The sequence below is a fragment of the Colwellia sp. NW0002-52-1 genome, assembly GCF_057550865.1.
The window spans coordinates 1-24918 of record NZ_BAAJLU010000028.1 but is presented as its reverse complement, the minus strand read 5'-3'; the positions used below and the strand labels follow the sequence as shown (position 1 = coordinate 24918).

General features: G+C 37.8%; 22 protein-coding genes. 5 read left to right on the top strand and 17 right to left on the bottom strand.

The window, feature by feature from the left end:
- Positions 1 to 153 precede the first annotated feature (153 nt).
- Positions 154 to 987: a CDP-diacylglycerol--serine O-phosphatidyltransferase gene (gene pssA, locus AC27H3_RS17240; protein WP_085305566.1), complete on the bottom strand. Its 834-nt coding sequence runs from the start codon at positions 985 to 987 to the stop codon at positions 154 to 156.
- A 232-nt stretch (positions 988 to 1219) separates the two neighbouring features.
- On the opposite strand from pssA, the gene AC27H3_RS17235 reads away from it, so the two are divergent.
- Positions 1220 to 1663 (top strand): hypothetical protein, encoded by a 444-nt coding sequence (locus AC27H3_RS17235; protein WP_487107975.1) that lies wholly within the window; start codon positions 1220 to 1222, stop codon positions 1661 to 1663.
- A 56-nt stretch (positions 1664 to 1719) separates the two neighbouring features.
- Here AC27H3_RS17235 and clpB read toward each other — a convergent pair whose 3' ends face one another.
- The 3 genes from clpB to rluD all read right to left on the bottom strand — a co-directional run bounded on the left by clpB (position 1720) and on the right by rluD (position 6276).
- Positions 1720 to 4308 carry an ATP-dependent chaperone ClpB gene (clpB, locus tag AC27H3_RS17230; RefSeq protein WP_487107974.1) on the bottom strand — a complete coding sequence of 863 codons (2589 nt, stop codon included), beginning with the start codon at positions 4306 to 4308 and terminating at the stop codon, positions 1720 to 1722.
- A 146-nt stretch (positions 4309 to 4454) separates the two neighbouring features.
- Positions 4455 to 5309 (bottom strand): peptidoglycan editing factor PgeF, encoded by an 855-nt coding sequence (pgeF, locus tag AC27H3_RS17225; RefSeq protein ID WP_487107973.1) that lies wholly within the window; start codon positions 5307 to 5309, stop codon positions 4455 to 4457.
- Positions 5299 to 6276, bottom strand: coding sequence for a 23S rRNA pseudouridine(1911/1915/1917) synthase RluD (rluD, locus tag AC27H3_RS17220; RefSeq protein WP_085305537.1), 978 nt, complete (start codon positions 6274 to 6276; stop codon positions 5299 to 5301). The genes pgeF and rluD overlap by 11 nt, the downstream gene beginning before the upstream one ends.
- A gap of 152 nt (positions 6277 to 6428) precedes the next feature.
- On the opposite strand from rluD, the gene AC27H3_RS17215 reads away from it, so the two are divergent.
- On the top strand, positions 6429 to 7193 hold the full coding sequence (locus tag AC27H3_RS17215) for an outer membrane protein assembly factor BamD (protein ID WP_487107976.1): 765 nt from the start codon (positions 6429 to 6431) through the stop codon (positions 7191 to 7193).
- Positions 7194 to 7303: 110 nt separating this feature from the next.
- Here AC27H3_RS17215 and glnB read toward each other — a convergent pair whose 3' ends face one another.
- Positions 7304 to 7642 (bottom strand): nitrogen regulatory protein P-II, encoded by a 339-nt coding sequence (gene glnB / locus AC27H3_RS17210; protein ID WP_085305535.1) that lies wholly within the window; start codon positions 7640 to 7642, stop codon positions 7304 to 7306.
- Between the two features lie 186 nt (positions 7643 to 7828).
- Here glnB and nadE point away from each other — a divergent pair, with 186 nt between their 5' ends.
- From nadE to AC27H3_RS17195, 3 genes are all read left to right on the top strand, one after another.
- Positions 7829 to 8662: an ammonia-dependent NAD(+) synthetase gene (gene nadE, locus AC27H3_RS17205; protein ID WP_487107972.1), complete on the top strand. Its 834-nt coding sequence runs from the start codon at positions 7829 to 7831 to the stop codon at positions 8660 to 8662.
- Positions 8663 to 8740: 78 nt separating this feature from the next.
- Positions 8741 to 9307, top strand: a complete 567-nt coding sequence (locus AC27H3_RS17200; protein ID WP_487107971.1) for a GspH/FimT family pseudopilin — start codon at positions 8741 to 8743, stop codon at positions 9305 to 9307.
- 290 nt (positions 9308 to 9597) lie between these two features.
- The gene (locus AC27H3_RS17195; RefSeq protein WP_487107970.1) at positions 9598 to 10191 is read left to right on the top strand and encodes a GspH/FimT family protein; all 594 of its coding nucleotides are present in this window, start codon (positions 9598 to 9600) and stop codon (positions 10189 to 10191) included.
- 127 nt (positions 10192 to 10318) lie between these two features.
- On the opposite strand, the gene AC27H3_RS17190 is transcribed toward AC27H3_RS17195, so the two are convergent.
- The 12 genes from AC27H3_RS17190 to murJ all read right to left on the bottom strand — a co-directional run bounded on the left by AC27H3_RS17190 (position 10319) and on the right by murJ (position 24723).
- The gene (locus AC27H3_RS17190) at positions 10319 to 10639 is read right to left on the bottom strand and encodes a TapY2 family type IVa secretion system protein (RefSeq protein ID WP_487107969.1); all 321 of its coding nucleotides are present in this window, start codon (positions 10637 to 10639) and stop codon (positions 10319 to 10321) included.
- Between the two features lies 1 nt (position 10640).
- Positions 10641 to 11048, bottom strand: a complete 408-nt coding sequence (locus AC27H3_RS17185) for a type IV pilin protein (RefSeq protein ID WP_487107968.1) — start codon at positions 11046 to 11048, stop codon at positions 10641 to 10643.
- Positions 11048 to 14632, bottom strand: a complete 3585-nt coding sequence (locus AC27H3_RS17180) for a pilus assembly protein (protein WP_487107967.1) — start codon at positions 14630 to 14632, stop codon at positions 11048 to 11050. Before AC27H3_RS17180 ends, AC27H3_RS17185 begins: the two co-directional genes overlap by 1 nt.
- Before the next feature lie 36 nt (positions 14633 to 14668).
- Positions 14669 to 15202: a pilus assembly PilX family protein gene (locus AC27H3_RS17175; protein WP_487107966.1), complete on the bottom strand. Its 534-nt coding sequence runs from the start codon at positions 15200 to 15202 to the stop codon at positions 14669 to 14671.
- Positions 15196 to 16152: a PilW family protein gene (locus AC27H3_RS17170; protein WP_487107965.1), complete on the bottom strand. Its 957-nt coding sequence runs from the start codon at positions 16150 to 16152 to the stop codon at positions 15196 to 15198. The genes AC27H3_RS17175 and AC27H3_RS17170 overlap by 7 nt, the downstream gene beginning before the upstream one ends.
- Position 16153: 1 nt before the next feature.
- Positions 16154 to 16717 (bottom strand): type IV pilus modification protein PilV, encoded by a 564-nt coding sequence (pilV, locus tag AC27H3_RS17165; RefSeq protein ID WP_487107964.1) that lies wholly within the window; start codon positions 16715 to 16717, stop codon positions 16154 to 16156.
- 325 nt (positions 16718 to 17042) lie between these two features.
- Complete coding sequence (gene ispH / locus AC27H3_RS17160; RefSeq protein WP_085305518.1) at positions 17043 to 17972, bottom strand: 4-hydroxy-3-methylbut-2-enyl diphosphate reductase; 930 nt, start codon at positions 17970 to 17972, stop codon at positions 17043 to 17045.
- Positions 17973 to 18028: 56 nt separating this feature from the next.
- Positions 18029 to 18460 (bottom strand): FKBP-type peptidyl-prolyl cis-trans isomerase, encoded by a 432-nt coding sequence (gene fkpB / locus AC27H3_RS17155; protein WP_085305516.1) that lies wholly within the window; start codon positions 18458 to 18460, stop codon positions 18029 to 18031.
- Positions 18461 to 18472: 12 nt separating this feature from the next.
- The gene (gene lspA / locus AC27H3_RS17150) at positions 18473 to 18985 is read right to left on the bottom strand and encodes a signal peptidase II (RefSeq protein ID WP_085305514.1); all 513 of its coding nucleotides are present in this window, start codon (positions 18983 to 18985) and stop codon (positions 18473 to 18475) included.
- 127 nt (positions 18986 to 19112) lie between these two features.
- A complete protein-coding gene (gene ileS, locus AC27H3_RS17145) occupies positions 19113 to 21950 on the bottom strand; it encodes an isoleucine--tRNA ligase (protein WP_487107963.1) in 2838 nt (945 codons plus the stop codon).
- 109 nt (positions 21951 to 22059) lie between these two features.
- Positions 22060 to 23007 (bottom strand): bifunctional riboflavin kinase/FAD synthetase, encoded by a 948-nt coding sequence (gene ribF / locus AC27H3_RS17140; protein WP_085305509.1) that lies wholly within the window; start codon positions 23005 to 23007, stop codon positions 22060 to 22062.
- A 138-nt stretch (positions 23008 to 23145) separates the two neighbouring features.
- On the bottom strand, positions 23146 to 24723 hold the full coding sequence (murJ, locus tag AC27H3_RS17135; protein ID WP_487107962.1) for a murein biosynthesis integral membrane protein MurJ: 1578 nt from the start codon (positions 24721 to 24723) through the stop codon (positions 23146 to 23148).
- Positions 24724 to 24918: the final 195 nt, after the last annotated feature.

Genomic DNA, 24918 nt, shown 5'->3' with positions numbered 1-24918 from the left:
ATACCGTATATTTTTCACGCTAAATATGCAAAATAAGCGCTAAACTAGCGCTTCTTTGAACTTTATCATTTGTACATTTATAAAATTTCAACCTGTAATAAAGTATTTTAGACCTGCTTTATGAAAGCTTTTAGTTTAAATCATTTATTTAGACTAATTACTTTTTGACTTAGTGTTTTCATCAGTGCTATTCGAATCTTTACTTACATTGGCACTTTTAAAATCAGCATCTTGGTCGTCGCCGACTACATGCTCTAGTTTTAACTTCTTAACAGATCGAATAGTTGTAAACGGACCAGAGCAAGCATATAAACCAAATATTATTAGTAGGATATTTTCTGGACTAGAAGCAACAACGACAAATGCTAGTACTATAAGTAATACAACAACAAAGTTTACTTTACCTTTCCAGTCAACTTCTTTAAAACTGTTATATCTAAAGTTACTGACCATTAGCAGCCCCATTACAATGGTAATTAAACCAATGATATAGCCATAATCCTGCCCATTAATTTGGTATTCGCTTCCAACCCATATAATACTTGCTACAACACCTGCGGCAGCTGGACTAGCTAAACCTTGAAAGTATCGTTTATCTGCTATACCAACTTGGGTATTAAACCTTGCTAGTCGCAATGCTGCACAAGCTACATAGACGAAAGCAGCTAACCAACCAAATTTACCGAAACTTGATAGTGCCCAATTATAAGCAACAATACCTGGCGCAATACCAAAGGATAACATATCAGCCATGCTGTCATATTCAGCGCCGAACTCACTTTGTGTATTCGTCATTCTAGCAACTCGACCATCTAAGCCATCAAAAATCATGGCAATAAAAATTGCAACAGCAGCACTGATAAAGTGACCATTCATTGATGATACAACAGCATAAAACCCCGAAAATAAACCTGCTGTAGTCAGTAAATTAGGTAAAAGGTAAATTCCGCGAGTTTGTAACGAATCATCATTATTTTTGTCAGGCATAGATAAAACCGTAAATAAGTTAAATAAAATTATAGGGGGATAATCTACCATAAGTTTATTTATATACGTTAGTTGTAGTACAAATGAATGATTAATAAAAAGATAAAAATTTGTAAACTGCTCTTTGTGTTGCTATAAAACACAGTAGATATTACATTTATGTCGTTATTAGTCATTTCAAATGTAATTAAATATTAGCAATATAAGAATTAATTTATGAATAGGTACCGTTATGAATATTAAGGCATTGTCGCTTTTTTCGATGATATTAGTGTATTCCGATGTTTTCGCAGCCGAACAAATCACTATTTATCGTTGGATTGACAAGGAAGATGTAGTCCATTTTAGTCAGAATCAACCTGAACATGACGATTACATTGAAATTAGTATGGCTAATAATAAGAAATCTTCAGCTACTATAGAAAAAGATAAAACCGCGAATAGTGAACAAGTGAGTGATAATAGTCTTTTGACAGCTGAAGAAAACAATGAAGCAATTGACAGTATGAATCAGGATAAATGTATTACAGCAAAAGATAATCTCAGCACTTTACAAAATTTTGATAAAATTCAATATAAAGACGAACAAGGTAATGTGAAAGTTTTAGGCGCCTTAGAAAAACAACAACAATTAGAGATGAATAAAAAGCAGGTAGAAGTTTATTGTACTGAGTAATGAACTCTATACTTCTACCTATTAAGGTATAAACGCCCTTCTTTACAGTGAATAGCTTAACGTTCCAAATTATTAACAGTGAATGTTAAGCCATTGTCATTTAGTTCCACTAAAATATGATCTCCTGCTGAAAACTCATTTGCAAGTAACCGATGTGCTAGTGGATTTTCAATTTCATGTTGTATTGACCTCTTTAAAGGCCTAGCGCCAAAAATAGGGTCAAATCCGGCTGCAGCAACAAACGACAAAGCCTCTTCAGACACGGTCATACTGATATCTCGTTCTTCTAATCGCTTGATCAAAGCTGATATTTGTATACTCGCAATACTTTTGATTTGTTCAGAAAGCAGAGGATGAAAAACCACTGTTTCATCAACACGGTTTATAAACTCTGGTTTAAAATGTTGGCCAAGTTCAGCCATTACACGTGTTTTCATTTGCTGATATTGGCTGTCATCACCGTATTCTTGAATAATGTCAGAGCCAATGTTTGAAGTCATTATGATCACGGTATTTTTAAAATCAACGGTTCTACCTTGGCCGTCAGTCAGTCTACCATCGTCTAGTACTTGCAATAGAATATTAAAAACATCAGGATGCGCTTTTTCAATTTCATCAAGCAATATAACAGAATAAGGTTTACGCCTTACCGCTTCTGTTAAGTATCCACCTTCCTCATAGCCAACATAACCTGGGGGCGCTCCAACTAAACGGGCAACAGAATGCTTTTCCATGAATTCTGACATATCAACCCGAACCAACGAATCTTCACTATCAAAAAGAAAATGTGCTAAAGCTTTTGTTAATTCTGTTTTACCAACCCCCGTTGGCCCAAGAAACAAAAATGAACCTATAGGTTGATCAGGATCGGCTAAACCCGCTCTTGATCTTCGAATAGCGTTTGAAACAGAAACCACTGCTTCAGATTGCCCTATTACTCGCTTGTGAAGGTTATCTTCCATGTGTAACAATTTATCACTTTCACCTTCAAGCATTTTTGCTACTGGTATTCCGGTTGCGCGACTTAATACGTCAGCAATTTCAACATCAGTAACTTTATTTTTTAATAAGGTCATTTCTTGCATTTCAGCTTGGCTCGCCAGATCAAGCTGTTTTTCAAGATCTGGTATACGACTATATTGCAGCTCTGCCATCGAGTTTAGATCACCAACACGACGCGCAGCTTCAAGTTCAATACGGGCTTTCTCTAAATCTGTTTTTATCGCCTGTGTTCCGTGCAGTGCAGCCTTTTCTGTTTTCCATACTTCGTCTAATTCGTCATAACTAATTTGGCATGACGCTATATCGTCTGAAATTAGCTCTAAACGTTTTTTTGACGCGGTATCAGAATCTTTTAATAATGCTCTTTGTTCCAGTTTTAACTGAATTAAACGGCGCTCTAATCGATCTAAATGCTCTGGCTTTGAATCCATTTGCATACGAATACTTGATGCTGCTTCATCAATAAGGTCAATTGCTTTATCGGGAAGTTGTCTGTCACTAACATATCGATGAGATAAAGTAGCAGCGGCAACAATGGCTGGATCAGTAATTTCTACATTATGATGTAATTCATAACGCTCTTTAAGCCCGCGTAAAATCGCAATAGTATCTTCTACACTTGGCTCTTCAACCAAAACTTTTTGAAAGCGACGCTCTAAAGCGGCATCTTTTTCAATATATTGACGATATTCATCTAGAGTAGTTGCGCCGACACAATGCAAATCACCTCTAGCGAGTGCAGGTTTTAACATATTTCCTGCATCCATAGCACCGTCGCCTTTACCCGCCCCTACCATAGTATGTAGTTCATCGATGAATAATATTACCTGACCTTCGAGTTGATTTAGCTCACTCAGAACAGCTTTAAGGCGTTCTTCAAATTCACCGCGATACTTAGCACCAGCAACTAGAGCTCCCATATCAAGTGAAAGTACTCGTTTATTTCTAATGCCTTCAGGTACTTCGTGATCAACAATACGCTGTGCTAATCCTTCAACAATGGCAGTTTTACCTACGCCAGGTTGACCTATTAATACAGGATTGTTTTTGGTTCTACGTTGTAGTACTTGTATGGTGCGTCTGATTTCATCGTCTCGGCCAATGACAGGGTCTAACTTCCCCTGCTCAGCTCGCTCTGTTAAATCAACCGTATATTTATCGAGTGCCTGACGAACTTCTTCTGCATTAGCATCATCAACATTTTTTCCGCCTCGAATGTGCACAATAGCGTCTTGTACGCGTTGTTCGCTCGCGCCAAGATCTTTGAGAATTTGGCCAAGTTTACCTTTATCTTGCAGTGCAGCCAGAATAAAAATCTCTGAGGAAATAAATTTATCGCCGTGCTTTTGTGCAAATTTATCACAAAGATTTAAAATGTTGCCCATAGCACCAGACAACTGAACTTCACCGCCGGTTCCAGAAACTTGTGCTAATTCATCAATAGCCGTTTCGACTTGAGTTCTTAGCGTGCGTACATTAATACCTGCACTTTTTAATAAGGGGATAATGCTACTGGCGTTTTGATTTAGTAACGCTAGCATTAAATGTATTGGTTCTATAAATTGATGATCTTTACCTAATGCTATAGATTGTGCATCAGATATTGCAACTTGAAATGTTTGAGTAAATCGGTCTAAACGCATTAACGTTCTCCTAATGCCATATTACTGGGCTTACAGTTTAGTTACCTTTGTTATAAGGACAAAATGAGGACTTTTCAAGCAGTGACATGTAAAATATTTGATGAAGATCAACGAATGATGGATTAAAAGTGAAAGGTAAAAAACCTTCATGAATTACTAGATATTATGCTTGCCATTCTTCCTGTTAAACCATCTCTTCGATAAGAGTAATATTTTTTATTCAAGGAAAAAGTACACTCATCAAGCGAAGAAATATTTTTAACGCCTAAATCTAAAAGTTGTAATTGCGCCATCATGTGTAAATTAGCAAGGTACTTTTTCTTATCACCTTTTTCTGATGATACAGGTTTAAAAGCTTGTTTGTACTTTATGGAGTTTTGGCAGAAAGCTTGTTTAACCTCCGCACCAACTTCAAATACATGCTCACCAATACAAGGTCCCAACCAAACATAAAGTTCATTTACTGGGCTGTGCATTAATTTTAGTGTACGTTCAATAATATTTGCTGCTAATGGTCGCCAACCAGCATGAATAGCAGCGATTTCGCTACCATCACTATTAGAAACTAAAATAGGTAAACAATCTGCAGTCATAATAGCTAATGCTATTTTTTTATTACGCGTTATCGCGGCATCGGCTACCAAAGGCATATCATGATGTTGCTCAACTACAACAGCATTATTTCCATGAACTTGAGTTAACCATTGAATTTTTGTTGATACAGGTAAGTATTCTAAAAGTGACTTTCTATTTTGAGTAACGGTATTGGGGCAGTCATCAACATGATCGCCTAAATTAAAGGCATCAAACATTGAAAGTGACGGGCAAGTATTGTTTTGAATATTATCAGTAAGTATTGTATTTCTGACGTTTGTTGATAAAGGGCTTTTAGTGCCTGATAACCGGAGAGTCGATGGCGATAACCGGTTAGTCGTAAAGGCCAACACCTTTGATGTTGGCCATTCAATAAACGTTATGTTATCAACAGATTTAGTAATCACTATCAACGAGATTATTTTTTGTATCTGTACGTAAGATATCAGCTAGTGCCACCATATCTTCAGGCACATCGGCATGCCATGTCATTTGTACGCCGGTAATTGGGTGATACAAAGATAACATTGCAGCATGCAAAGCTTGACGTTTAAATTGACGTAGCATATCACGCAACTCTTCCGAGGCATTTTTCGGTGGGCGAGGTCGGCCGCCATAAACAGGATCACCAACAAGTGGATGCGTTATATGCGCCATATGTACACGAATTTGGTGTGTGCGTCCTGTTTCAAGACGTAAACGCAACCGGGTATGTAACCTAAACTTTTCCATTACACGATAATGTGTCACCGAAGGGCGACCTGAAAAGGTTACCGCCATATGTGTGCGTTTTGTTGCATGACGACCAATCGGTTCATCAACCAAGCCACCAGCGGTCATAATGCCATTTGCAATAGCTTCATACTCACGGGTAATTTCGCGCGCTTGCAGTGATTCAACAAGGTTAGTTTGAGCTGCAATCGTTTTTGCTACTACCATTAAGCCTGTTGTGTCTTTATCTAAACGGTGCACAATACCTGCACGCGGCACAACATCTAGCTGCGGGCAATGATGAAGTAAGGCGTTAAGCACTGTACCATCAGGGTTACCCGCACCTGGGTGAACAACAAAACCCGCAGGTTTGTTGATAACTAAAATATCGTCATCTTCGTAAACAATATTTAGTGGTAAATCTTGCGCTTTAAAACGTACTTCTGCTTCAACTTCTGTATTGATGGCAATAAGCTCACCACCGAACATTTTTTCGCGAGGTACATCGACTACAATGTCATTAACCGTTACATGACCGGCTAAAATCCACTCTTTTAAACGTGAACGTGAATAATCAGGGAACATTTCCGCCAAAGTCTGGTCGAAACGTTTGCCTAAGCATGATTCGGGAACCGTGTCCCGGTGTTGAATTATCTCAGCCATTAAACTCTCTATTAATTAGCACTGTGCAAGGCAGGATTGCTAGGTTAGAATGCCAGTGCTTATTTTACCTCTTTGCTAAAGCAATTACATTAAGTAATTATAGTGAGGAAGATATTTATTTTAACTAAAACAAAGTAGTGATATTGAAGTCTATGGAAAAAGTGACAATAAAAATAATGTGCCTTGCACTAGTATTAGCAATTACAGGTTGCTCAGGTACAAACGAAAAAGATATACAAAAGGTACCAGATAAATCTGCCCAAGCATTATTTTCTGATGCTAGACAATCACTTGACAATGGATTGTATCAAAAGGCAATTCAAATATTATCGGCGATAGATTCACGATTTCCTTATGGTCCTATCTCTCATCAAGTTCAATTAGATTTAATTTACGCTTATTACAAGAGTGGAAATGCTGCGCAAGGACTAGCCTTAACCGATAGATTTTTAAGGTTAAACCCTTCACATGCCAACATAGACTACGTTTATTACATGCGTGCTTTAATAAATGTGGCTACGCAAGAAAATTTATTTCAAAACTTAGCAGGTATTGATCGTTCAGACCGTGATCCAACGGCTGCTCGCGACGCTTTTAAAGATTTAAAAACACTATTAGAGAAATACCCTGAAAGTAAATATGCTGCCGACTCTCGTCAACGTATGATCGCAATTAAATCGCGCTTAGCTAAGTATGAACTGTCTGTTGCAGGCTATTACTTAAAGCGTGAAGCTTATGTTTCAGCAGCAAATAGAGGGAAATATATTGTAGAATACTTTTCTCCTAGTGCAGAAACAGAAGAAGCGTTGGAAATTATGATTTTCTGTTATGAAAAGTTAGGATTAACTGATCTACAAGTTAATGCTAAACAAGTATTAGCGGCCAACTATCCCAATAACCCGTTAGTGTCTAAATAGAGTTTTCAACAATACACAATTGTTTAATACGTAAAACATTAACTCTGAAAACAAAAATACCAGCATCTGCTGGTATTTTTTTATGTGTTATTTACGATTATTATCATTAATTAAATCGCTTCGTCGTCTTCTTCTCCAGTACGAATACGTATTACGCGCTCTACATCAGTGATGAAAATTTTACCATCACCAATTTTACCTGTTTGTGCTGTTTCCAAAATGGTATTAACGCATCGTTCAACATTCTCTTTTTTGACGACAATTTCAAGCTTTACTTTCGGTAAAAAGTCCACCATGTACTCGGCACCTCGATAAAGCTCGGTATGCCCTTTTTGACGTCCAAACCCTTTAACTTCGGATACGGTCATGCCCGTAACACCAATTTCACCGAGTGCTTCACGTACATCATCCATTTTAAAGGGTTTAATAATCGCTTCTATTTTTTTCATGTTCATAGCCTATAAGTTGATTTACGCATCGGAATATACTGATAACTATCATTATCTACATAATAGCAAGTATTTGTACAGCTATAGTGCAAAAGTTCTAATCGAAGTTAGACTTTGCTACACTGACCATATAGTGGCTCAAAACAGCTAAAACTTATAATCTACTTACTATCAGAAGGAAATTTTATGGACGCCCAGGCAATAATCAATGAGATGAAGGTATTACCTGAAATTAATCCTACGTTTGAAATTGAACGTCGAGTAGATTTTATCAAAAACAAACTTGTTCAATCTGGCTTGAATACTCTTGTTTTGGGCATCAGTGGTGGTGTTGACTCTTCAACTTGTGGCCGTTTAGCACAGCTCGCTATTGATGCTTTAAACAATGAAGGCACAAAGCGCTATCAGTTTATAGCAGTCAGACTTCCGTTTAATATACAAGCCGATGAAGACGATGCACAGTTAGCGCTCGATTTTATAAAACCTTCCCATAGTTTAACTACAAATATCCTAGCGGGTGCCGATGGTATTCACAACGAAACTATTAATGCCCTTAAAAGCGCAGAACTGTTAACGGCATCAGCTGCACAAATAGACTTTTCTAAAGGTAATGTTAAAGCACGATCTCGCATGGTAATGCAGTACCACATAGCAGGAATATTAGGCGGCTTAGTTTTAGGTACAGATCATTCTGCTGAAAATATTACCGGTTTTTTTACTAAATGGGGTGACGGAGCATGTGATCTTGCTCCACTGTTTGGCTTGTCAAAACGACAAGTAAAGGAAATTGCCAGAACTTTAGGTGCTCCAAGCCAATTAACCGATAAAGCCCCTACAGCTGATTTAGAAGAGTTAGCTCCAAGCAAAACAGATGAAGATGCCTTAGGATTAAGTTACGACCAGTTAGACGACTTCTTAGAAGGTAAAAATACAGATAAATCAGTTGAAGAAAAAATTATTGCTATCTATTTGAAAACTCAACATAAGCGTTCACCAATTCCAACTATATATGAAAATTAGTTAATTTAGCTTGGAAAGTTTCGATATTATTGACTATACCTAGCACTGAAAAGTTTATTCAACTAAGGAATAGTTGTTATGTCAAAGTGCAAAGGATTCACTATTATCGAAACTATGGTTGGGCTTGCCATTATGATGAGCTTAATCTCTATTGGCGTTCCCAGTCTTAATAATTTCATTGTTTTTACCCGCGTTGATAACGAAATTTTTAGCCTACATCGGTTAATTTTAACGGCAAGAAACAGTGCTTTATCTAATAATACCAGCGTAACTTTGTGCCCATTAAGTGATAAAGGTAAATGTAAAAATTTATGGCATCAAGAACTGAGCGTATTTACAGACAGCAACAATAATAAAGTATTTGAACCAGAATTAAACGAACAAATTGTCGCTAATAAGTCCGCAATAAAAGTTGGTGACAAATTACAATATGGCAAAACTCGCATTGGCTTAACTTATGCTTCGACAGGACATTTAGCAGGTTGGGGGCAAAACGCTACATTTAGCTACTGCCCAGAGTTTCATAATGACAAAAATAGAGGCATTGTGGTAGCTAGCTCGGGTAGAGCTTATGTCAGTGCATCTAGCAAAACTAACAATACAAATATTAGGCGTACAGGCGTTAAAATAAAGTGCAACAACTAAGCAGTTACCTACTCTTATTCAGAAATAAATAAGTTTTATCTAGTTATTAATTAGTAACGACATTAACATATTACTTAACGTATTTACTTAGTTAGCAGAAGTTGATATGAAAGCTTCTATGTTGAATAAGAGCTTAAAAACGTGTTAAAAAAACTTACTGAAAAAAGTAAGATTATAAAATACATCACCCGCTCTTCTTACGTTGCCTCCAGACTACGTACAAAATTTGCTAGCTGAGTACCTACAACAATGTTATAAATAAAGTATCAACCTTAACTGTAGCTGTAGTTATGTCTAAGTTATACATTAAAAAACCTATAAAACCTAAATTTATTAAAGGGTTTACAATAACAGAATTACTTATTGGTATTGCTATTATTGGCATATTAACCGCAGTTGCTGGCCCTAGTTTAAGCCAGTTTATCGTGCAATCAAGAGTCGATAATGAAGTAAGCGAACTGCATAGATTATTGTTGTCAGCTAGAAACAGCGCTATAAATAGTGGGAGAAATGTTACTATTTGTCCATTAAATGGTACTGTTTGTACAACAAATTGGCAAAACGAAATTAGTGTTTTTATTAATGACGACAATACGTTAGCAAACAATAGTAATTTTGTTAGTGCGAATGAAGAGTTAATAAAGGTTAAAGGAAAAATTTCCACTGGCGACACTCTGCAATTTAGCCAGAACATAATTATATTTGCGCCTACTGGCCGTTTAGTAACAGGTGGCAATAGCAACTTTAGCTACTGTCCTAAAGATAATGCAAATTTATCAAGAGGGGTAGAAGTATCCTTATCTGGGCGGGTTTATGCTACATCTGACACAAATAATGATGGCAAAGATAATAATAGAGATGGTACAGCAGTTTCATGTAGTTAATAACTAAGTGCCCAGTATAGTTACTGGGCACGTTAATTAACAACAAACTTGCGGAATTAAATTAATTATATAAATTAATCAAAGCGTTACAAAAAATAGACAGGCAATATTTCTCCATTCCCCTACTCTAACGCGGTTGCTTTTCAAATAACTCATTCGCTTTTCTTGAGTTAAACTTTGATTCAAGCAAAACACATTCAAATGCCTTCTGAACCAGTTGTTTCTTTGCAGTATAAGGTGTCGGAACTTCTTTTCCTGCTATGGTATCAACTAATGTATTAATTTGGTGTTCTTTAACCGTAGCCAAATAAATTAATTTTTCGCCATCCTCAAGCTCTACATAGCACTTAGCATCAACACTATAATTCTTACCGGTGATATTATTCGCGGCAGTAACATCGAAACTAGCATTTATTAAAACGATTAAGGTCATTAAGTATATTTTCATATTACTGCTCCCAACAGGCACTTGCCGGTAGTTTTTTTCCTGTTTCATTAACAGACAAAGTCTGGCAACTGCTATCATTAGTGCTTTGTGGCGCTAATGCTGTTGCCGTTAATACAAAGCCACCATTGGCTAAAGCAGCATCTATACTGTAAAAACCATTTTCAGTAATAAATGGGTCATTACCAAGCCCTAGCTCTGTCATATTCGAGGTATAAGCTCTTGTATCGACAAAAAACTGCTCTTGTAAATTAGCTATTCTCAATAACTCACGCTGAGCTTCTGTGCGGTTTGAGCGTGCAACGAAGTCAGTATAAGAAGGAAAGGCTACAGCTGCCAATATAGCAACTATAGCAACGGTTATTAACAACTCAACCAATGTAAAGCCATTAAACACTTTCATTTTTGGCATTACTGTTCCTCTTTAATGTACATATATGTTCTCATTGTTTGTAGAGTAAAAGGTGTATTTACCACTTTTCGTCCCACAATGATATTACCAACCGTTTCACCTGTACCATCAGGAACAACAATTAACGTAGGTGCTCCAAGAAACTGTTCACTAATAATAGTAGTTCTTGTCGCATCATCTGGAGGACCTTCTGAAGTATCGTCGCCATCTCCATCTCCATCTCCATCTCCATCGCCGTCGCCAGTATTATTCTTCCAATTATATACTGCAGTGCCTAACGCTAAATCAACGCCATATAGTAAACCAGTACCATTAGGCTGTTCACAACGCACAATATTAGGGTCTAAATTAGGGGGAATGAATGTTGTAAAGAAAGCCACGCCATTAATAACAATTGCATCTGCTGTACTTTTTTCACCTGCGCCCTCAAGATCAATATACCAGCCAGACTTATTGCTCACCGCAAGAGATAATGTTTCTCGAGCCTGGGTTGTTAATGTTTGATCAAAAGGGTTATTTGTATAGTTATACAAATCGCTTTTTAAAAGAGCCGCAGGGGCTGCCGGATCAGCTGAGCTATAAAATGATTTCGTTTTAATATTTTCATCTTTAATCATAAAGAACGTATCATTTGTGTCTGCGCCTAATGGATTTGACCTATCTCCACTACCAATAAGTATTGCATCGTATGGCTTTTCTTGGTGACTCACGATAGTTTGAGTTTCACCATCTTCATCTGTAACGGTTGTTTCGATAGTTTCACTAATAAAAGTCCGCACAATAGACGGCTCATTGAAAAATCGTAAATCAGTACTATTTGTTGTTCCACCTAAGTTTGCTAATTTAAAAACTGTCCATGGATCTTCAGGGTCTCTGGGATTCGCGTTTGGCATATCTACACGCCAAATATTACCGCCTGTATCTCCAGTATACAGGCGATCGGTTAACCCATCTCCATCACTATCTAAAATCCCTATACTAGAAGGAATACTATCAGTACCACTAAAAACTGTGCTGCCATTTTGTGGTGCCAAGCTCCATAGTAATGTCCCTGATTGAGCATCTATCATATATATAGCACGACCTATTGAGTCAGCCACACCAGGTGTATCTGCATCTTTACTTTCATCATAACCACCGCCGAAAAATAGTACAGGTGCTGCAACAGCGGTTTCTCCGGAACCTGTTATATTTGCTTTAGAGTAACCTAACTTTGGCTGAGACCAAGATTGGCCTAAGTCACCAAACCCTGCTGACGATGCATCAATGTGCCAAAGCTTGTCTGGCGTACTCGGGTCACTAATGTCTAACGCATAATATGAAGTGCCACCACGTCGCAGACCAAAAAACACCCATACTTTATCAGTGCCATTAATGATCCCATCACCATTTTTATCTTGTGTATATGATGTAATATTGCCATCTACACCATAAACTTTTTCAGCTGTAGAGTAGTTTTGACGTAACGGTTTAATCTTCTTAAAAAACTCTTTTGGCATAAAAGCCCAACTTTCATCAACTGATCCACCATTATCTTCAAACATGTGAAGTACACCGGCATTAGTCCCTATCAGTATTCGAATACTATCACCGTAATTTACAACGAGAGGTTTTGAATGCAGAGGGTCGGCAAAAACATCAGGACGAATACTCGGCACAGTGCCATCTGACAGTTTTACATTATCGACATTTTGCCCTTTTGCCCAGTTTAAATAAGCATCAACATCATCAACATGTACATCCATTTCTGTAGCTAACGCAACATTACCACCAAACGATACTTCGGCTTGCGCTTTAGTTAAAAGCTCTAAGGAGCCGCTTGCACCAATATCACTGTAAATAACACGATTACTTTTATTACGTAACATTTCAGCCACGCCGCCTTCAGGTACTTTATCACCATCTTTAGCGTTATCTGGCGACCAAAAACTTGTTACACTTGAAGAGAAATGTCCATTACTCGAATCAAGTGCTAGCTTGTCATGTTTACCCACTTGATTGCCGTCAACCACCTTATATTTCTTCAGGTTGCCTTGCCAGCGAGGACCATTTTCAGGTTGAAACATTGCATAGTAAACTGAGTTTAAAGTTTCGGTTCTGTCAAAATTATTGGCAGCCACAGAAGCTGAAGTTAAGCTGTCATTACTAGGCTCCAAACTCTCTAAGGCATTTAACAATGCCGAGGTGAGCTGAGCACTATCGGTAGCTGGATAATAATCTCCACCACCTAACTCTGCTGTTCTTTTTAATAATGGTGCGGCATCAAGTGCACCTTCACTAAAACCAATGGTATAGGTTGAAACTGTCTGTCTGCCAGGTAAAGAAGTGTTGAGATCATTTTCATTCATCCATTCAGCAAGGCCTGCCAGATAATTACCACCAAACTTACTGCCACTAAAGTTAACTGTTGCGCCTTCATCAATAGTTGTTAATGCTTCAATTTTACTATCGGCGCCATTATCATATGAAGGTACGCCATCGGTAATTAAGATAACAAACGCTTTACTACTACAATTTGAAAAAGGACTAATATATTTACCAGATAATTCTATTGTAGTATCTCTTGGGGGGATATTTTTTCTATAAGTAAGAAATCCAAAGCGATTATATAGATTTACATCATCATTACCAAAATCGACACTTTTTCCCGCAAAATATTGTTGCGCTTCATAAAGTGATTCACATAAAGGTGTCCAAGTTCTGGCCGACACTTCGTTATTTACTATATCTAAAAATTCAGCTTCACTGGCACTTGTCATCGGTTGAATACCAAAAGCAACACGCCCACCGTTGGCATTATTTGCAGCATCGCCATAATCATAATTAAAAACCTGTAGTCCGAAATCAATCGACGGAGCGGCTTTAACTACATTAGATATACTTTTTTTCGCAATTTCCATGCGAGTTGTCGATGTTTGCGCAATATTCTCGCCATGGTGCCAGCGTAAGTAATTATCAGAGTAAAGCGTAACAAACTGACCTGACCAATCCACATCAGAAGTTAATTTAATTGGGGTATGGTAAATAGGAAGAAGTTCAGTCCCAACATAATTGATTGGGTAACCATCAGGAAGGCTGTCAATATTTGAAGGATCAGACTTTAATACATCATCTTCACAATCAATAACGTTAATATTAGCGCCATTGTTATCTGGAATTTCACTCCAACTACCCGATGCGCCTTTAAAGCTATACTCTCTAATATGACCAGAATAAAAACCGGTTTCAGCTAAAATGTTTTTGGCCGTTTCACAACTATTAATCGACTTTAAAAAACGTCGAGTCTCACTGTTACTGTCAGGAACGGGTAAACCGGAAGTTCCATCAGCTCCACCTTTACTAAAGTAGATATAACGTTCGTTAAGTAAGTTATCACCACCTACAGCGGGGTAAGTTTTTGTAGGATCATAATCTTCTTTCACGGAAAGCGTTGTTCCCATACTGCCTGAATTATCAAAAATTATAAGCACTTGAGTTTTACTGCCAGCAAGCTTGACCGCATTACTTATGTATAATTCTATATCCTCACTAAATGAGATACATGAGACTAAAAGAAGTAGGCTTGTAGATAAAATCTTTTTCATTTTTTTAACTCCAATATTTAGCTAAACACCAAAAAGTTATCGTAAAAGTTGCTGAGCAACGCCTGTATTTACTTCAACTTCATTGCTGTTTTTTCGTCCATACGTACGGACCACTTGAACGCGTATAACATTACAAGTAAATACTTGAGCTGATGAAGCAGATCTGGAGTGGGGGCAATCTGGTTCTAACTCGAGTTCATTATTGGCAATATTTATATTTGCCGTGGTATCAGTACCGGTGTTTGTTATATTTAAACTGCCAGTAACATTTCTAAAATCATCGTCTTTAAAGCGAACGATAGGTAAAGCGAACTTATTATTTCCAACTGCAGCATTTACTTGTCGAAAAATCACTTCATCACTCGCACTTATTGCTTCTTGTGTAGCCACAACCTTTTCTTCACTTGCACCGGACATTTTCATGTCTGTGGTTGAGTTTTGCATTAATGCAGCAGCAACAGCCGTTAGTGCAATCAAAAAAACAAGCGCTACAATGAGCACAACTCCGGTTTGATTACGTAAATTACGACGGTTTATAAATCCATTACGCTTATAGTTGTAAGCTACCATGAGTCGACCCCCGCATTATATAGAGTTACTGTAGAATTAAAGAGTAAACGACGGTAATTATCATTAAACGTAACGGCAACATCACCTAAATTATAAGTGTTGGTGTTAGTATATTTATTATCTGGGAGAATACTACGAGACAATACATAAATTCGTACGGCTAAAATCCTATTATTATTCCCGTTATCCCATTGAGTGAGTGTCATGTTCTCCGCAGAGACAAAGGCGTCAACAATTCCGTATCCTGCACTACCTGGTATGTCGGTATCTATGCCATACATAAAACGAATCCTTTCAATACCATCAATAATAGGATCAAATGTCATATTTGTCGTCAAACGACCTTGCATTAAAACGGGTACGGTATTGTTTCCTTGCGCCTCATCTCTAATATAGTAAATATGATGTTGATATTCCCAAAGTTGGCTATTCGGTATAACTGGGATAGCGCCGCCAGTAAAAATTTCAGCTTCATTTAAATTTGAAATAATATAGTAATTGTTGTTAGAACTAACGGTTAAAGGATTAGATACGGCGCGCTTTAGCTGTAAGATATCAGAACCTGTTTTTGCATCATCAATACAGCCCATAACAGCGCTAGAAGATACTTCTTGGCCCCATATAGTTCTAAAATGCCCAATAGCATTAGGAAAAGTACCGTTATTTAAGCCCTCACCTACACACTCATTACCTGGCAGTCCAGGAACACCATTTAACATTGAATCATCTAATGTTCCGGTATAGTCTCCCCAAAAATTTTGCCTTAGCAAATCATCACTCAAAACAGACAATGCAAAACGACCATTCTCTTGCAATTCGCCATAAGTTGCAGTTTCTTGGGTTGTGGTCTTCATACCAACGAAAACACTTAAAACACCAGCAAAAAGCGCCAAGCCAATAGCCAAAGAAATAAAAATTTCAATTAAGGTATAACCAAGTTGATTCTTCATATTAATTTATAAACGCCTCAACGATAACTTGCCGCCTTTTTTTCCCCGCCGTGCCACAGCTATCTTTTACAGCATCAGCAATTTCGGTACGCCCTTCCCAACTCACAACAACCGTAACGGCATTAGCGACTTGGCTTATACAGCCACGAACGCCAGTTAAACCCGCACGGTTATTACCGTCATTGACAACATCGGCCCCCATAAGCGAAACTTCCCACTCGTATCGATCATTAATCACCATTTCAGCGGGAGAACATAATCCAGCGATAGTACTACAGCGTTTATCGGGTGGAGAATCGAGCGCTTCACCGTAGTTAGTTGCGGCATACCCGCCCAGTGCTGTCGCATTATTACTGCGCATTCGCTCGACAATATCTTGCGCTAATGCAGAAGCAACCGAACGTTGCATTGCGTCGAAGCTACCTTTTTTGGCTGATGCTTGCATAGCCACAGCACCTAAAATTCCTGTAACTAAAATAAAAACAGCAACTAACACTTCAATAAATGTTAATCCTTTATTTAAAGAGGGCTTTTGTAATGAGGTAGAAATAATTGGATTATTCAATATTTAATCTCCCTTCAAATATGAATAAATATAATTGAAATATTGTTATAACTGTTAACCGCTGAACAAGTCTTAAACAACTTGCTTTAGGCGCAAAAAAACATAAGTTAGCTTCAATAGCCTTCTTATTTAACAGTAACTTATATGTGTTAAAAATCACATTTGTGAACTGCATTAACCCATACCTTAATAAATATGGCGAGTAAGTTCCTTTAATTTCTGCCTTTTTACTCGACAACGTTAATTTGCGGTTACAAACGACTTTACGAAGTTAATATTTCACAAAGTCAATACAGGCAATAACCACAAATAATATTCCCTTAGACTAGCGTAATTCTATCGGCACCGCAAATACCGTATTTTCTTCTTTGCCAGGATACTCAATAACCTCTTGTCCACCAAAGGATTTTAGCGCTTCTATAACCTGTTGAACCAATATTGCTGGTGCCGAAGCCCCTGCTGTTACTCCTATTTTTTTCACGCCTTCTAACCATGTAACATTAATATCGGCCGCGGTATCAATTAAATAAGACGTGGTACCAATTTTTTCAGCGAGTTCGCGTAAACGGTTAGAGTTTGAGCTATTTTTAGCGCCAACAACTAAGAGTAAATCAACTTGCTCCGCAATAGATCTTACGGCATCTTGACGATTTTGCGTCGCATAGCAAATATCATCTTTACGAGGGCCTTGAATTAAGGGGAACTTTTCTCTTAGAGCATCAATAACATCACTTGTATCATCAACAGATAGCGTTGTTTGACTGCAATAATATAGCTTCTCGGGATTTTTTATTTCTAATGTTGCAACATCTTCGGTAGATTCAACCAAATAAATGCCACCTTCTGTGCTTTCGTATTGCCCCATGGTCCCTTCAACTTCAGGGTGCCCTGCATGGCCAATTAAAATACATTCAATATCTTTTCTACTGGTTCTTGATACTTCCATATGTACTTTAGTCACGAGCGGACAAGTGGCATCGAACACTTTTAAGCCACGATTTTTTGCTTCATTACGAACAGATTTAGACACGCCATGAGCACTAAAAATGACGGTACTATCGTCTGGTACTTCATTGAGTTCATCAACAAAAACGGCGCCGCGATCTTTTAAACCATTAACCACAAATTTGTTATGGACAACTTCATGACGAACATAAATTGGTGCTTCAAATAAATCTAAGGCTCGGTCAACGATACTAATCGCTCTATCAACCCCTGCACAAAATCCGCGCGGATTAGCTAAAATAATTTCCATAACATTCTCAATATTGCTTAACTTATTAAATTGTTTTACTCGCGTAAATTCGTTATTTATAGTACTTCGACTACGTCAATTACAAAAGTAACGTCTTGACCTGCTAAAGGGTGATTAAAGTCAATGGTCACTGAACTCCCTGAAACGTCTTTTATCATGCCGGGTAATTCTCCACCTGGTTGACTAAAAGTAATAATGTTACCTACTACCGCCGGCGCATCATCGCTAAATTTACTAATATCCATATAGTGAATATTTTCAGGTAATGGCTCGCCAAATGCGTCAGCTGCAGCCAAAACAAACTCTTTACTTTCACCAGCCGACATGCCGAGTAATTGTGCTTCAAATGCAGGAGAAATACTGGTATCGCCCATAATAATTTTTGCAGGCTTTTTATTTACTTTTGTACTGTCAGCCGCAGAGCCATCTGATAATTTCATGGTGATGTGGGCAATTATTTCTGAGGCGTTTGTTACTAAATTTGTCATCTAATATTCTCTTTAAGCGTTAATATCTTGTTTGTTTTCGTTTGACTGACCATTTTTAAATGAATCAAAAATCATTAAAGCGGCACCAATAAAAATCATCGAATCTGCAACATTAAATGCTGGGAAGTGATAGCCAAAGCCATAGAAATCTAAAAAGTCGATAACATAACCAAATAACACTCGATCAATAAGATTACCTACCGCGCCACTTAGCATGCAAGCAAATGCTACTGATAACAACACTTGCTGTTTTGGCGTTTTTGCAAGCCAAACAATAAATACAATACTTGCAATCGCCGCTATTGCAGTGAAAAACCACCGTTGCCAGCCTCCTTGGTCAGCCAAAAAGCTAAAAGCTGCGCCTAGGTTATGCACGTAAGTTAAATTAAAAAAAGGCAATATATCAATAGATTGATATAAGTCCATATTACTAACTATTAATTGTTTAGTTACTTGATCAGCAATCAAAAAAATAGCAGTTAACCACCACCATCTTAGGCCTGTTTGGGTAAATAAATTTTTCATAACACAATAACTTCACTTTTATTATTCACGCTTGAAACGCAATACTTCCCGCTATTAAATACTAAAACGTGCAGACTTCTTTAAAGCACTGCACGTTTTATTTTAATTAGCATTAACTCGAAAAAATTTAAGCGAATTTACGTACTTCGCCTTCACCATCGACGTTACTTATGCATCGTCCACATAGCTCTGGGTGTTGCTCATTTTGACCTATATCTTCAGTAACATGCCAACAACGATCACACTTAACACCTTCTGCTGATGCAACGCTTAACCACAAACCTTCAACTTCAGTGGCTAATACACCTTCAGGAGCACTTTCAACCACATTAACAGTCGCTTTAGAAGTAATTAATACAAAACGTAGTTCTTCACCTAATTGCTGAAGCTTTTCGGCAAGTTCACTTGTTGCGTATAGTGTTACTGCAGCTTCAAGTGCTTTACCTACTTGTTTTTCTTTACGCGCATTTTCTAATGCCTTGTTAACTTCTGTGCGCACTAATAATAGCTCGTTCCAGAAATCGTTATTTAACGCACTGTTAGTTGAAGTTTTAGGTAAGCCGTCAAACCAAACACCGGTGAATACAAACTCATCGCGTGTTTCACCTGAAGCCGTTGGTAGTGCCTGCCAAATTTCTTGTGCAGTAAAAGATAAAATAGGTGCCATCCAACGTGTCATAGCTTCAGCAATTAAGTACATTGCCGTTTGACATGAACGACGAGCAACACTGTCTTCTTTTGCTGTATATTGTCTGTCTTTAATAATATCTAAATAAAAACCACCAAGCTCTGTCGTACAGAAGTTCATTAACTTATGCACCACTACATGGAATTCATATTCATCGTAAGCGGCAATAATGTCAGCTTGTAGTTGAGCAGCTTTATCAAGCACCCAACGATCAAGCGCAACCATATCTTCTAAAGCAATTGAATCTGTTTTAGGGTCAAAGCCGTTTAAGTTAGATAATAAAAAGCGTGCTGTATTACGAATACGACGATAAGCATCAGCTTGGCGCTTAAATATTTCATCGCCAGCAGTGATTTCTTGTGTGTAATTTACCGATGCTGTCCATAAGCGTAAAATATCAGCACCTAAGGTATTAGTAATTTCTTTAGGTGTAATTACATTACCTAAAGATTTAGACATTTTATGACCTTTAGCGTCAACAACAAAGCCATGTGTTAACACTTGTTTGTAAGGCGCTTTACCATTCATGGCAACCGATGAGATCATTGAAGACATAAACCAACCACGATGTTGATCCGAACCTTCTAGATACAAGTCAGCAATGCCGTCGAATTCTTCACGGGCATTAATAACAGAATAATGTGTTGTGCCTGAGTCAAACCAAACATCTAGTGTATCTGGTACTTTCACGTATTCTTCTGCGTCAGCGCCTATAAGCTCTGATGCTTCTAAATCAAACCAGGCTTGAATGCCTTTCTCTTCAACACGCTTGGCAACGGTTTCAATCAACTCAATACTGCGAGGATGCAAAGCACCGGTATCTTGATGAATAAACAATGCCATTGGCACGCCCCAAGTACGTTGACGTGATATACACCAATCAGGACGACCTTCAACCATAGATTCAATACGACGTTGTCCCCAGTCAGGGATCCACTGTGTTTTTTCAATTTCGTTTAGTGAATCTTGACGTAAACCTTTATTATCCATGCTGATAAACCACTGAGGTGTAGCACGGAAAATCAATGGCGTTTTATGGCGCCAGCAATGCGGGTAAGAATGTTCTAGGGCATGATGATGTACCAATGTGCCATGCTCTTTTAATGTTTCAACTACATTAGCATTAGCTTTAAAAACATGTTGCCCAGCAAATAAAGGTGTATCTTCTAAATAAACACCATTTGCGCCAACAGGGTTAGCCACTTCTAAGTTATAAAGCTTACCAACAACAAAATCTTCTACACCGTGTCCAGGGGCTGTATGAACACAACCCGTACCCGAATCAGTCGTTACGTGTTCACCTAAAATCACCGGCACAGTAAAGTCATAAAATGGGTGCTTAAGTTCTACAAGCTCTAAATCGCTACCTTTACAAAAGCCTAGCGCGTGGTATTTGCTAATACCAAAACGGTCCATACACGAAGTTACCAAATCAGAGGCTAGAATAAAGCGCTCTTTGCCTTGTTCGGTTTCACATTGTACTAACGTATACTCTACATCAGCATGCACTGACACGGCACGGTTGGCCGGTAGTGTCCAAGGGGTAGTTGTCCAAATAACAACAGAAACTAGACCTTCTCCTGCATGATCTTCAGGATGATTAAATTTATCAGCAACGTTTTGATCAACAACAGTAAATTTTACATCTATAGCCGGTGACTGTTTATCTTTGTACTCTACTTCAGCCTCGGCTAAAGAAGAGCCACAATCTGTACACCAATGCACAGGTTTGAACCCTTGGTGTAAATGGCCATTTTCAGTGATTTTACCTAACGAACGAATAATATTAGCTTCGGTATCAAAATCCATTGTGCGATAAGGGTTATCCCAATCAGCAAAAACGCCTAAGCGTTTAAAGTCTTCACGCTGAGCGCTAACTTGCTTTGCAGCATATTCGCGACATTTTTCACGAAAAACGCTAGCAGAAACTTTATGACCTGGTTTACCTACTTTTTTCTCTACCATTAATTCAATCGGTAAACCATGACAATCCCAACCCGGCACGTATGGCGCATTGAAATCTGATAACGTTTTAGACTTAACAATAATGTCTTTTAAAATTTTATTTACTGAGTGACCTATATGAATATCACCATTGGCATACGGAGGGCCGTCATGCAATATAAATGACTTTTTGCCTTTTTTTGCAGCACGAATTTGACCATATAAGTCTTTTTCAGCCCATTCTTTTAGCATGTTAGGTTCACGATTTGCCATGTTACCTTTCATTGCAAAAGATGTAGCGGGCAAATTTAGGGTTTGCTTGTAATCAGTCATTAAAATAATTATCCGTTGTCATAGTCTCACTAAAGCTTAGTTCAGTGTGGTGTTATATTTTTTACTTAATATATCGCTAGTTATAAATTCTGCGTTAGCGGTTATATCGTTAAGTCGTCGATAAATTTTGCACATAAGTGCGAGCTTGTTCTGTATCGATACCAATTTGCTCAATCAATGCGGGCAACGAACTAAACTTTTGTTCGCTTCGTAGTTTTTTCAACATAACCACTTCAATGATCGCACCGTACAAATTATTATCGAAATTAAATATATGTACTTCTAATTGCTGCCTAATACCAGCAACCGTTGGTCTTGAACCTATATTGGCAACACCAAAGTGTTCACCAAACTGGCTTTTAACTTGCACCACATAAACCCCTGAAACAGGAGAAACACGGCGCTTTAATTTTATGTTAGCGGTTGGAAAACCCATTTCGCGGCCACGTTTATCACCATGAAACACTTTACCAATAATAGAGTAAGGACGCCCTAACATAGCTTTAGCACCACATAAGTCATCATTTTCTAACAACTGTCTTATAGCGGTACTACTGACTCTACAATCTGCTAATTTGTGACTTGCTGTATCTGAAACCGAAAAATTAAATTTTTCGCCTGCCACTTTAAGCATGGAAAAATCACCTTGACGATATTGCCCAAAATGGAAGTCATCGCCAACAATTAAATGTTTTATCGCTAAGCGTTTAACTAGCAGTTCTTCAATAAATGTTTCGGCAGTTAGACTAGCAAATTTCTTATTAAAATTGATACAAATTAATCTATCTATACCCAAGTTTTTTAATAAGGCATATTTATCACGTAATCGGCATAATCTTGCAGGTGCAGTTTCAGGAGAAAATAGCTCTTGTGGCTGTGGTTCAAAAACCAGTACTGCGGCTTCACAATTTAACTCTTTGGCCTTGGCAACTAGTGCTAGAATAACTTGCTGATGACCTAAATGTACGCCGTCAAAATTTCCGATCGTTAACACGCAACCTTGACGATCAATATCGTCATTAATTTGCATATTATGAATGCCACGTGTTAATTGCATGAAATTATAAAACCTTACTGCCAAGTGCACTTAGCTACTTACGAAACCATTAAAGAATAAAAACCGCTGAATTATATATTAGTCAGCCATAAGAATCAGCCCTTAGGGGCACTTATTTTAAGTTAAACAGTAAGCTAATTAGTTGTTTTTTTGTGCCACTTTAATATCTGAAAGTCGAACACCTAATAAAATTAAACAAATGACATAACTTAATACGCCGCATGTAATACAAATTAATAGTTGTGTTACTTGCATAATAAAGTCGTATGCAAGCCAAGTATTAAAATTTGGTGACAAATAATTCACAATCAAGGCCATTACAACAGCCGCAATGATAAGGCGAGCAAAAAACCACCAAGTTTTAGCTGATAATTGAAAAACATTGGCTGACTTTAAACCATGGTAAAGCATCATGGCATTAAGCGTTGCAGATAGCGTTGTTGCTATCGCTAAACCAACATAGCCAAAAAACGGCGCTAGCATTAAGTTAAAAACCATATTTGCCACCATAGCTTTAATCGCTATTTTCACTGGTGTTTTGGTATCTTGGCGCGCATAAAAACCAGGTGCTAATACTTTAATAAACATAAAACTTAATAAGCCAGAGAGATAAGCAAATAAAGCGTACGACACCTGTAAAACTTCAAACTCTGTAAACTCACCGCGCATAAACAGCACCATAATAATCGGCTGGGCTAATACCATTAACCCCGCTAAAGCTGGCCAACCAAATAGCGATACAATTCTAAGCCCCCAATCTACCGTGTCGTTAAACTCTTGCGTGTCTTTTTTTGTATGTAGCCTAGCTAAACTAGGTAGTATTACTGTTGCTATCCCTATACCAAATAAACCTAATGGAAATTCTAATAAACGATCGGCGTAATATAACCAACTTATCGAGCCTGTGATCAACATACTAGCGATAATGGTATCGAGCAGAAGGTTTATTTGCGTAACCGATACACCAAAAAGTGCAGGAATAATTAACTTGCGAATTTTAGTAACACCAGGAGCATTCCATGACCAAGTAGGTTTAACTAAGGCTCCTGCACGGTAGAGAAAAGGTAACTGAAAAGCGAATTGAATAAAACCACCTAAGAATACTCCCCAAGCCAACGCGAAAGCTGGATTTTCCATGCTAGGTGAAAGGTAGATTGCGCACGTTATAATACCAACGTTTAATAATACCGGTGTAAAAGCAGAAACAGCAAAACGGCCATAAGTATTTAATATAGCACCTGAAAGAGCGGTAAAACTAACAAACCATAAATACGGAAAAGTAATTTTTAGTAAGGTGCTGGCTAAATCAAACTTATCACTTGCGGGTCCGTCATTTAGCCAGTCTAAAAACCAACCAAAGCCAAATAAAGCCACAATTAACGGTGATGCGATCATGCCAAATAAAGTGACTAAAGTGATAATAACACCTAACGTTCCTGACACTTGAGCAATCAGCTTTCGTGTTTCGTTAGTTGTATGCTCTTCATCTAGCGTGTGATATTCGCTTAATACGGGCACAAAAGCTTGAGCAAAGGCACCCTCAGCGAAGAGTCTCCGAAAGAAGTTTGGTATTTTATTTGCAAAAAAGAAAACATCAGCCGAAGCTGACGCGCCCATAATATTAGCTATAACAATATCTCTTACTAAGCCAAGAACTCGAGAAATTAATGTCATTGCACTGACAATTAGTCCCGACTTAATTAATTTTTTACTCAAACAGATAACCCCAATATTATTTTTTAAACTTTTTCTTTGCGCTGTTTTTGCAACAAAAATAACGAATTTATCAGCCAATATAAATATTGCTTAATCAATAAAACCGTAAAATGTCGTATTAATGGCTAATATGCCTCTATTATGCGACTTTTATAAACTGATAGACAATACTTTAATATCTGAATAAATTAGGTC

Excerpts from the sequence above, each read along its gene's own strand:
- ribF (WP_085305509.1), bottom strand. The coding sequence starts at position 23,007 with ATGCAATTAACACGTGGCATTCATAATATGCAAATTAATGACGATATT.
- AC27H3_RS17175 (WP_487107966.1), bottom strand. The coding sequence starts at position 15,202 with ATGGTAGCTTACAACTATAAGCGTAATGGATTTATAAACCGTCGTAAT.
- pssA (WP_085305566.1), bottom strand. The coding sequence starts at position 987 with ATGCCTGACAAAAATAATGATGATTCGTTACAAACTCGCGGAATTTAC.
- nadE (WP_487107972.1), top strand. The coding sequence starts at position 7,829 with ATGGACGCCCAGGCAATAATCAATGAGATGAAGGTATTACCTGAAATT.
- AC27H3_RS17215 (WP_487107976.1), top strand. The coding sequence starts at position 6,429 with ATGGAAAAAGTGACAATAAAAATAATGTGCCTTGCACTAGTATTAGCA.
- AC27H3_RS17185 (WP_487107968.1), bottom strand. The coding sequence starts at position 11,048 with ATGCCAAAAATGAAAGTGTTTAATGGCTTTACATTGGTTGAGTTGTTA.
- glnB (WP_085305535.1), bottom strand. The coding sequence starts at position 7,642 with ATGAAAAAAATAGAAGCGATTATTAAACCCTTTAAAATGGATGATGTA.
- rluD (WP_085305537.1), bottom strand. The coding sequence starts at position 6,276 with ATGGCTGAGATAATTCAACACCGGGACACGGTTCCCGAATCATGCTTA.
- AC27H3_RS17170 (WP_487107965.1), bottom strand. The coding sequence starts at position 16,152 with ATGAAGAATCAACTTGGTTATACCTTAATTGAAATTTTTATTTCTTTG.
- AC27H3_RS17200 (WP_487107971.1), top strand. The coding sequence starts at position 8,741 with ATGTCAAAGTGCAAAGGATTCACTATTATCGAAACTATGGTTGGGCTT.
- ileS (WP_487107963.1), bottom strand. The coding sequence starts at position 21,950 with ATGACTGATTACAAGCAAACCCTAAATTTGCCCGCTACATCTTTTGCA.
- AC27H3_RS17190 (WP_487107969.1), bottom strand. The coding sequence starts at position 10,639 with ATGAAAATATACTTAATGACCTTAATCGTTTTAATAAATGCTAGTTTC.
- AC27H3_RS17235 (WP_487107975.1), top strand. The coding sequence starts at position 1,220 with ATGAATATTAAGGCATTGTCGCTTTTTTCGATGATATTAGTGTATTCC.
- ispH (WP_085305518.1), bottom strand. The coding sequence starts at position 17,972 with ATGGAAATTATTTTAGCTAATCCGCGCGGATTTTGTGCAGGGGTTGAT.
- clpB (WP_487107974.1), bottom strand. The coding sequence starts at position 4,308 with ATGCGTTTAGACCGATTTACTCAAACATTTCAAGTTGCAATATCTGAT.
- AC27H3_RS17180 (WP_487107967.1), bottom strand. The coding sequence starts at position 14,632 with ATGAAAAAGATTTTATCTACAAGCCTACTTCTTTTAGTCTCATGTATC.
- fkpB (WP_085305516.1), bottom strand. The coding sequence starts at position 18,460 with ATGACAAATTTAGTAACAAACGCCTCAGAAATAATTGCCCACATCACC.
- AC27H3_RS17195 (WP_487107970.1), top strand. The coding sequence starts at position 9,598 with ATGTCTAAGTTATACATTAAAAAACCTATAAAACCTAAATTTATTAAA.
- lspA (WP_085305514.1), bottom strand. The coding sequence starts at position 18,985 with ATGAAAAATTTATTTACCCAAACAGGCCTAAGATGGTGGTGGTTAACT.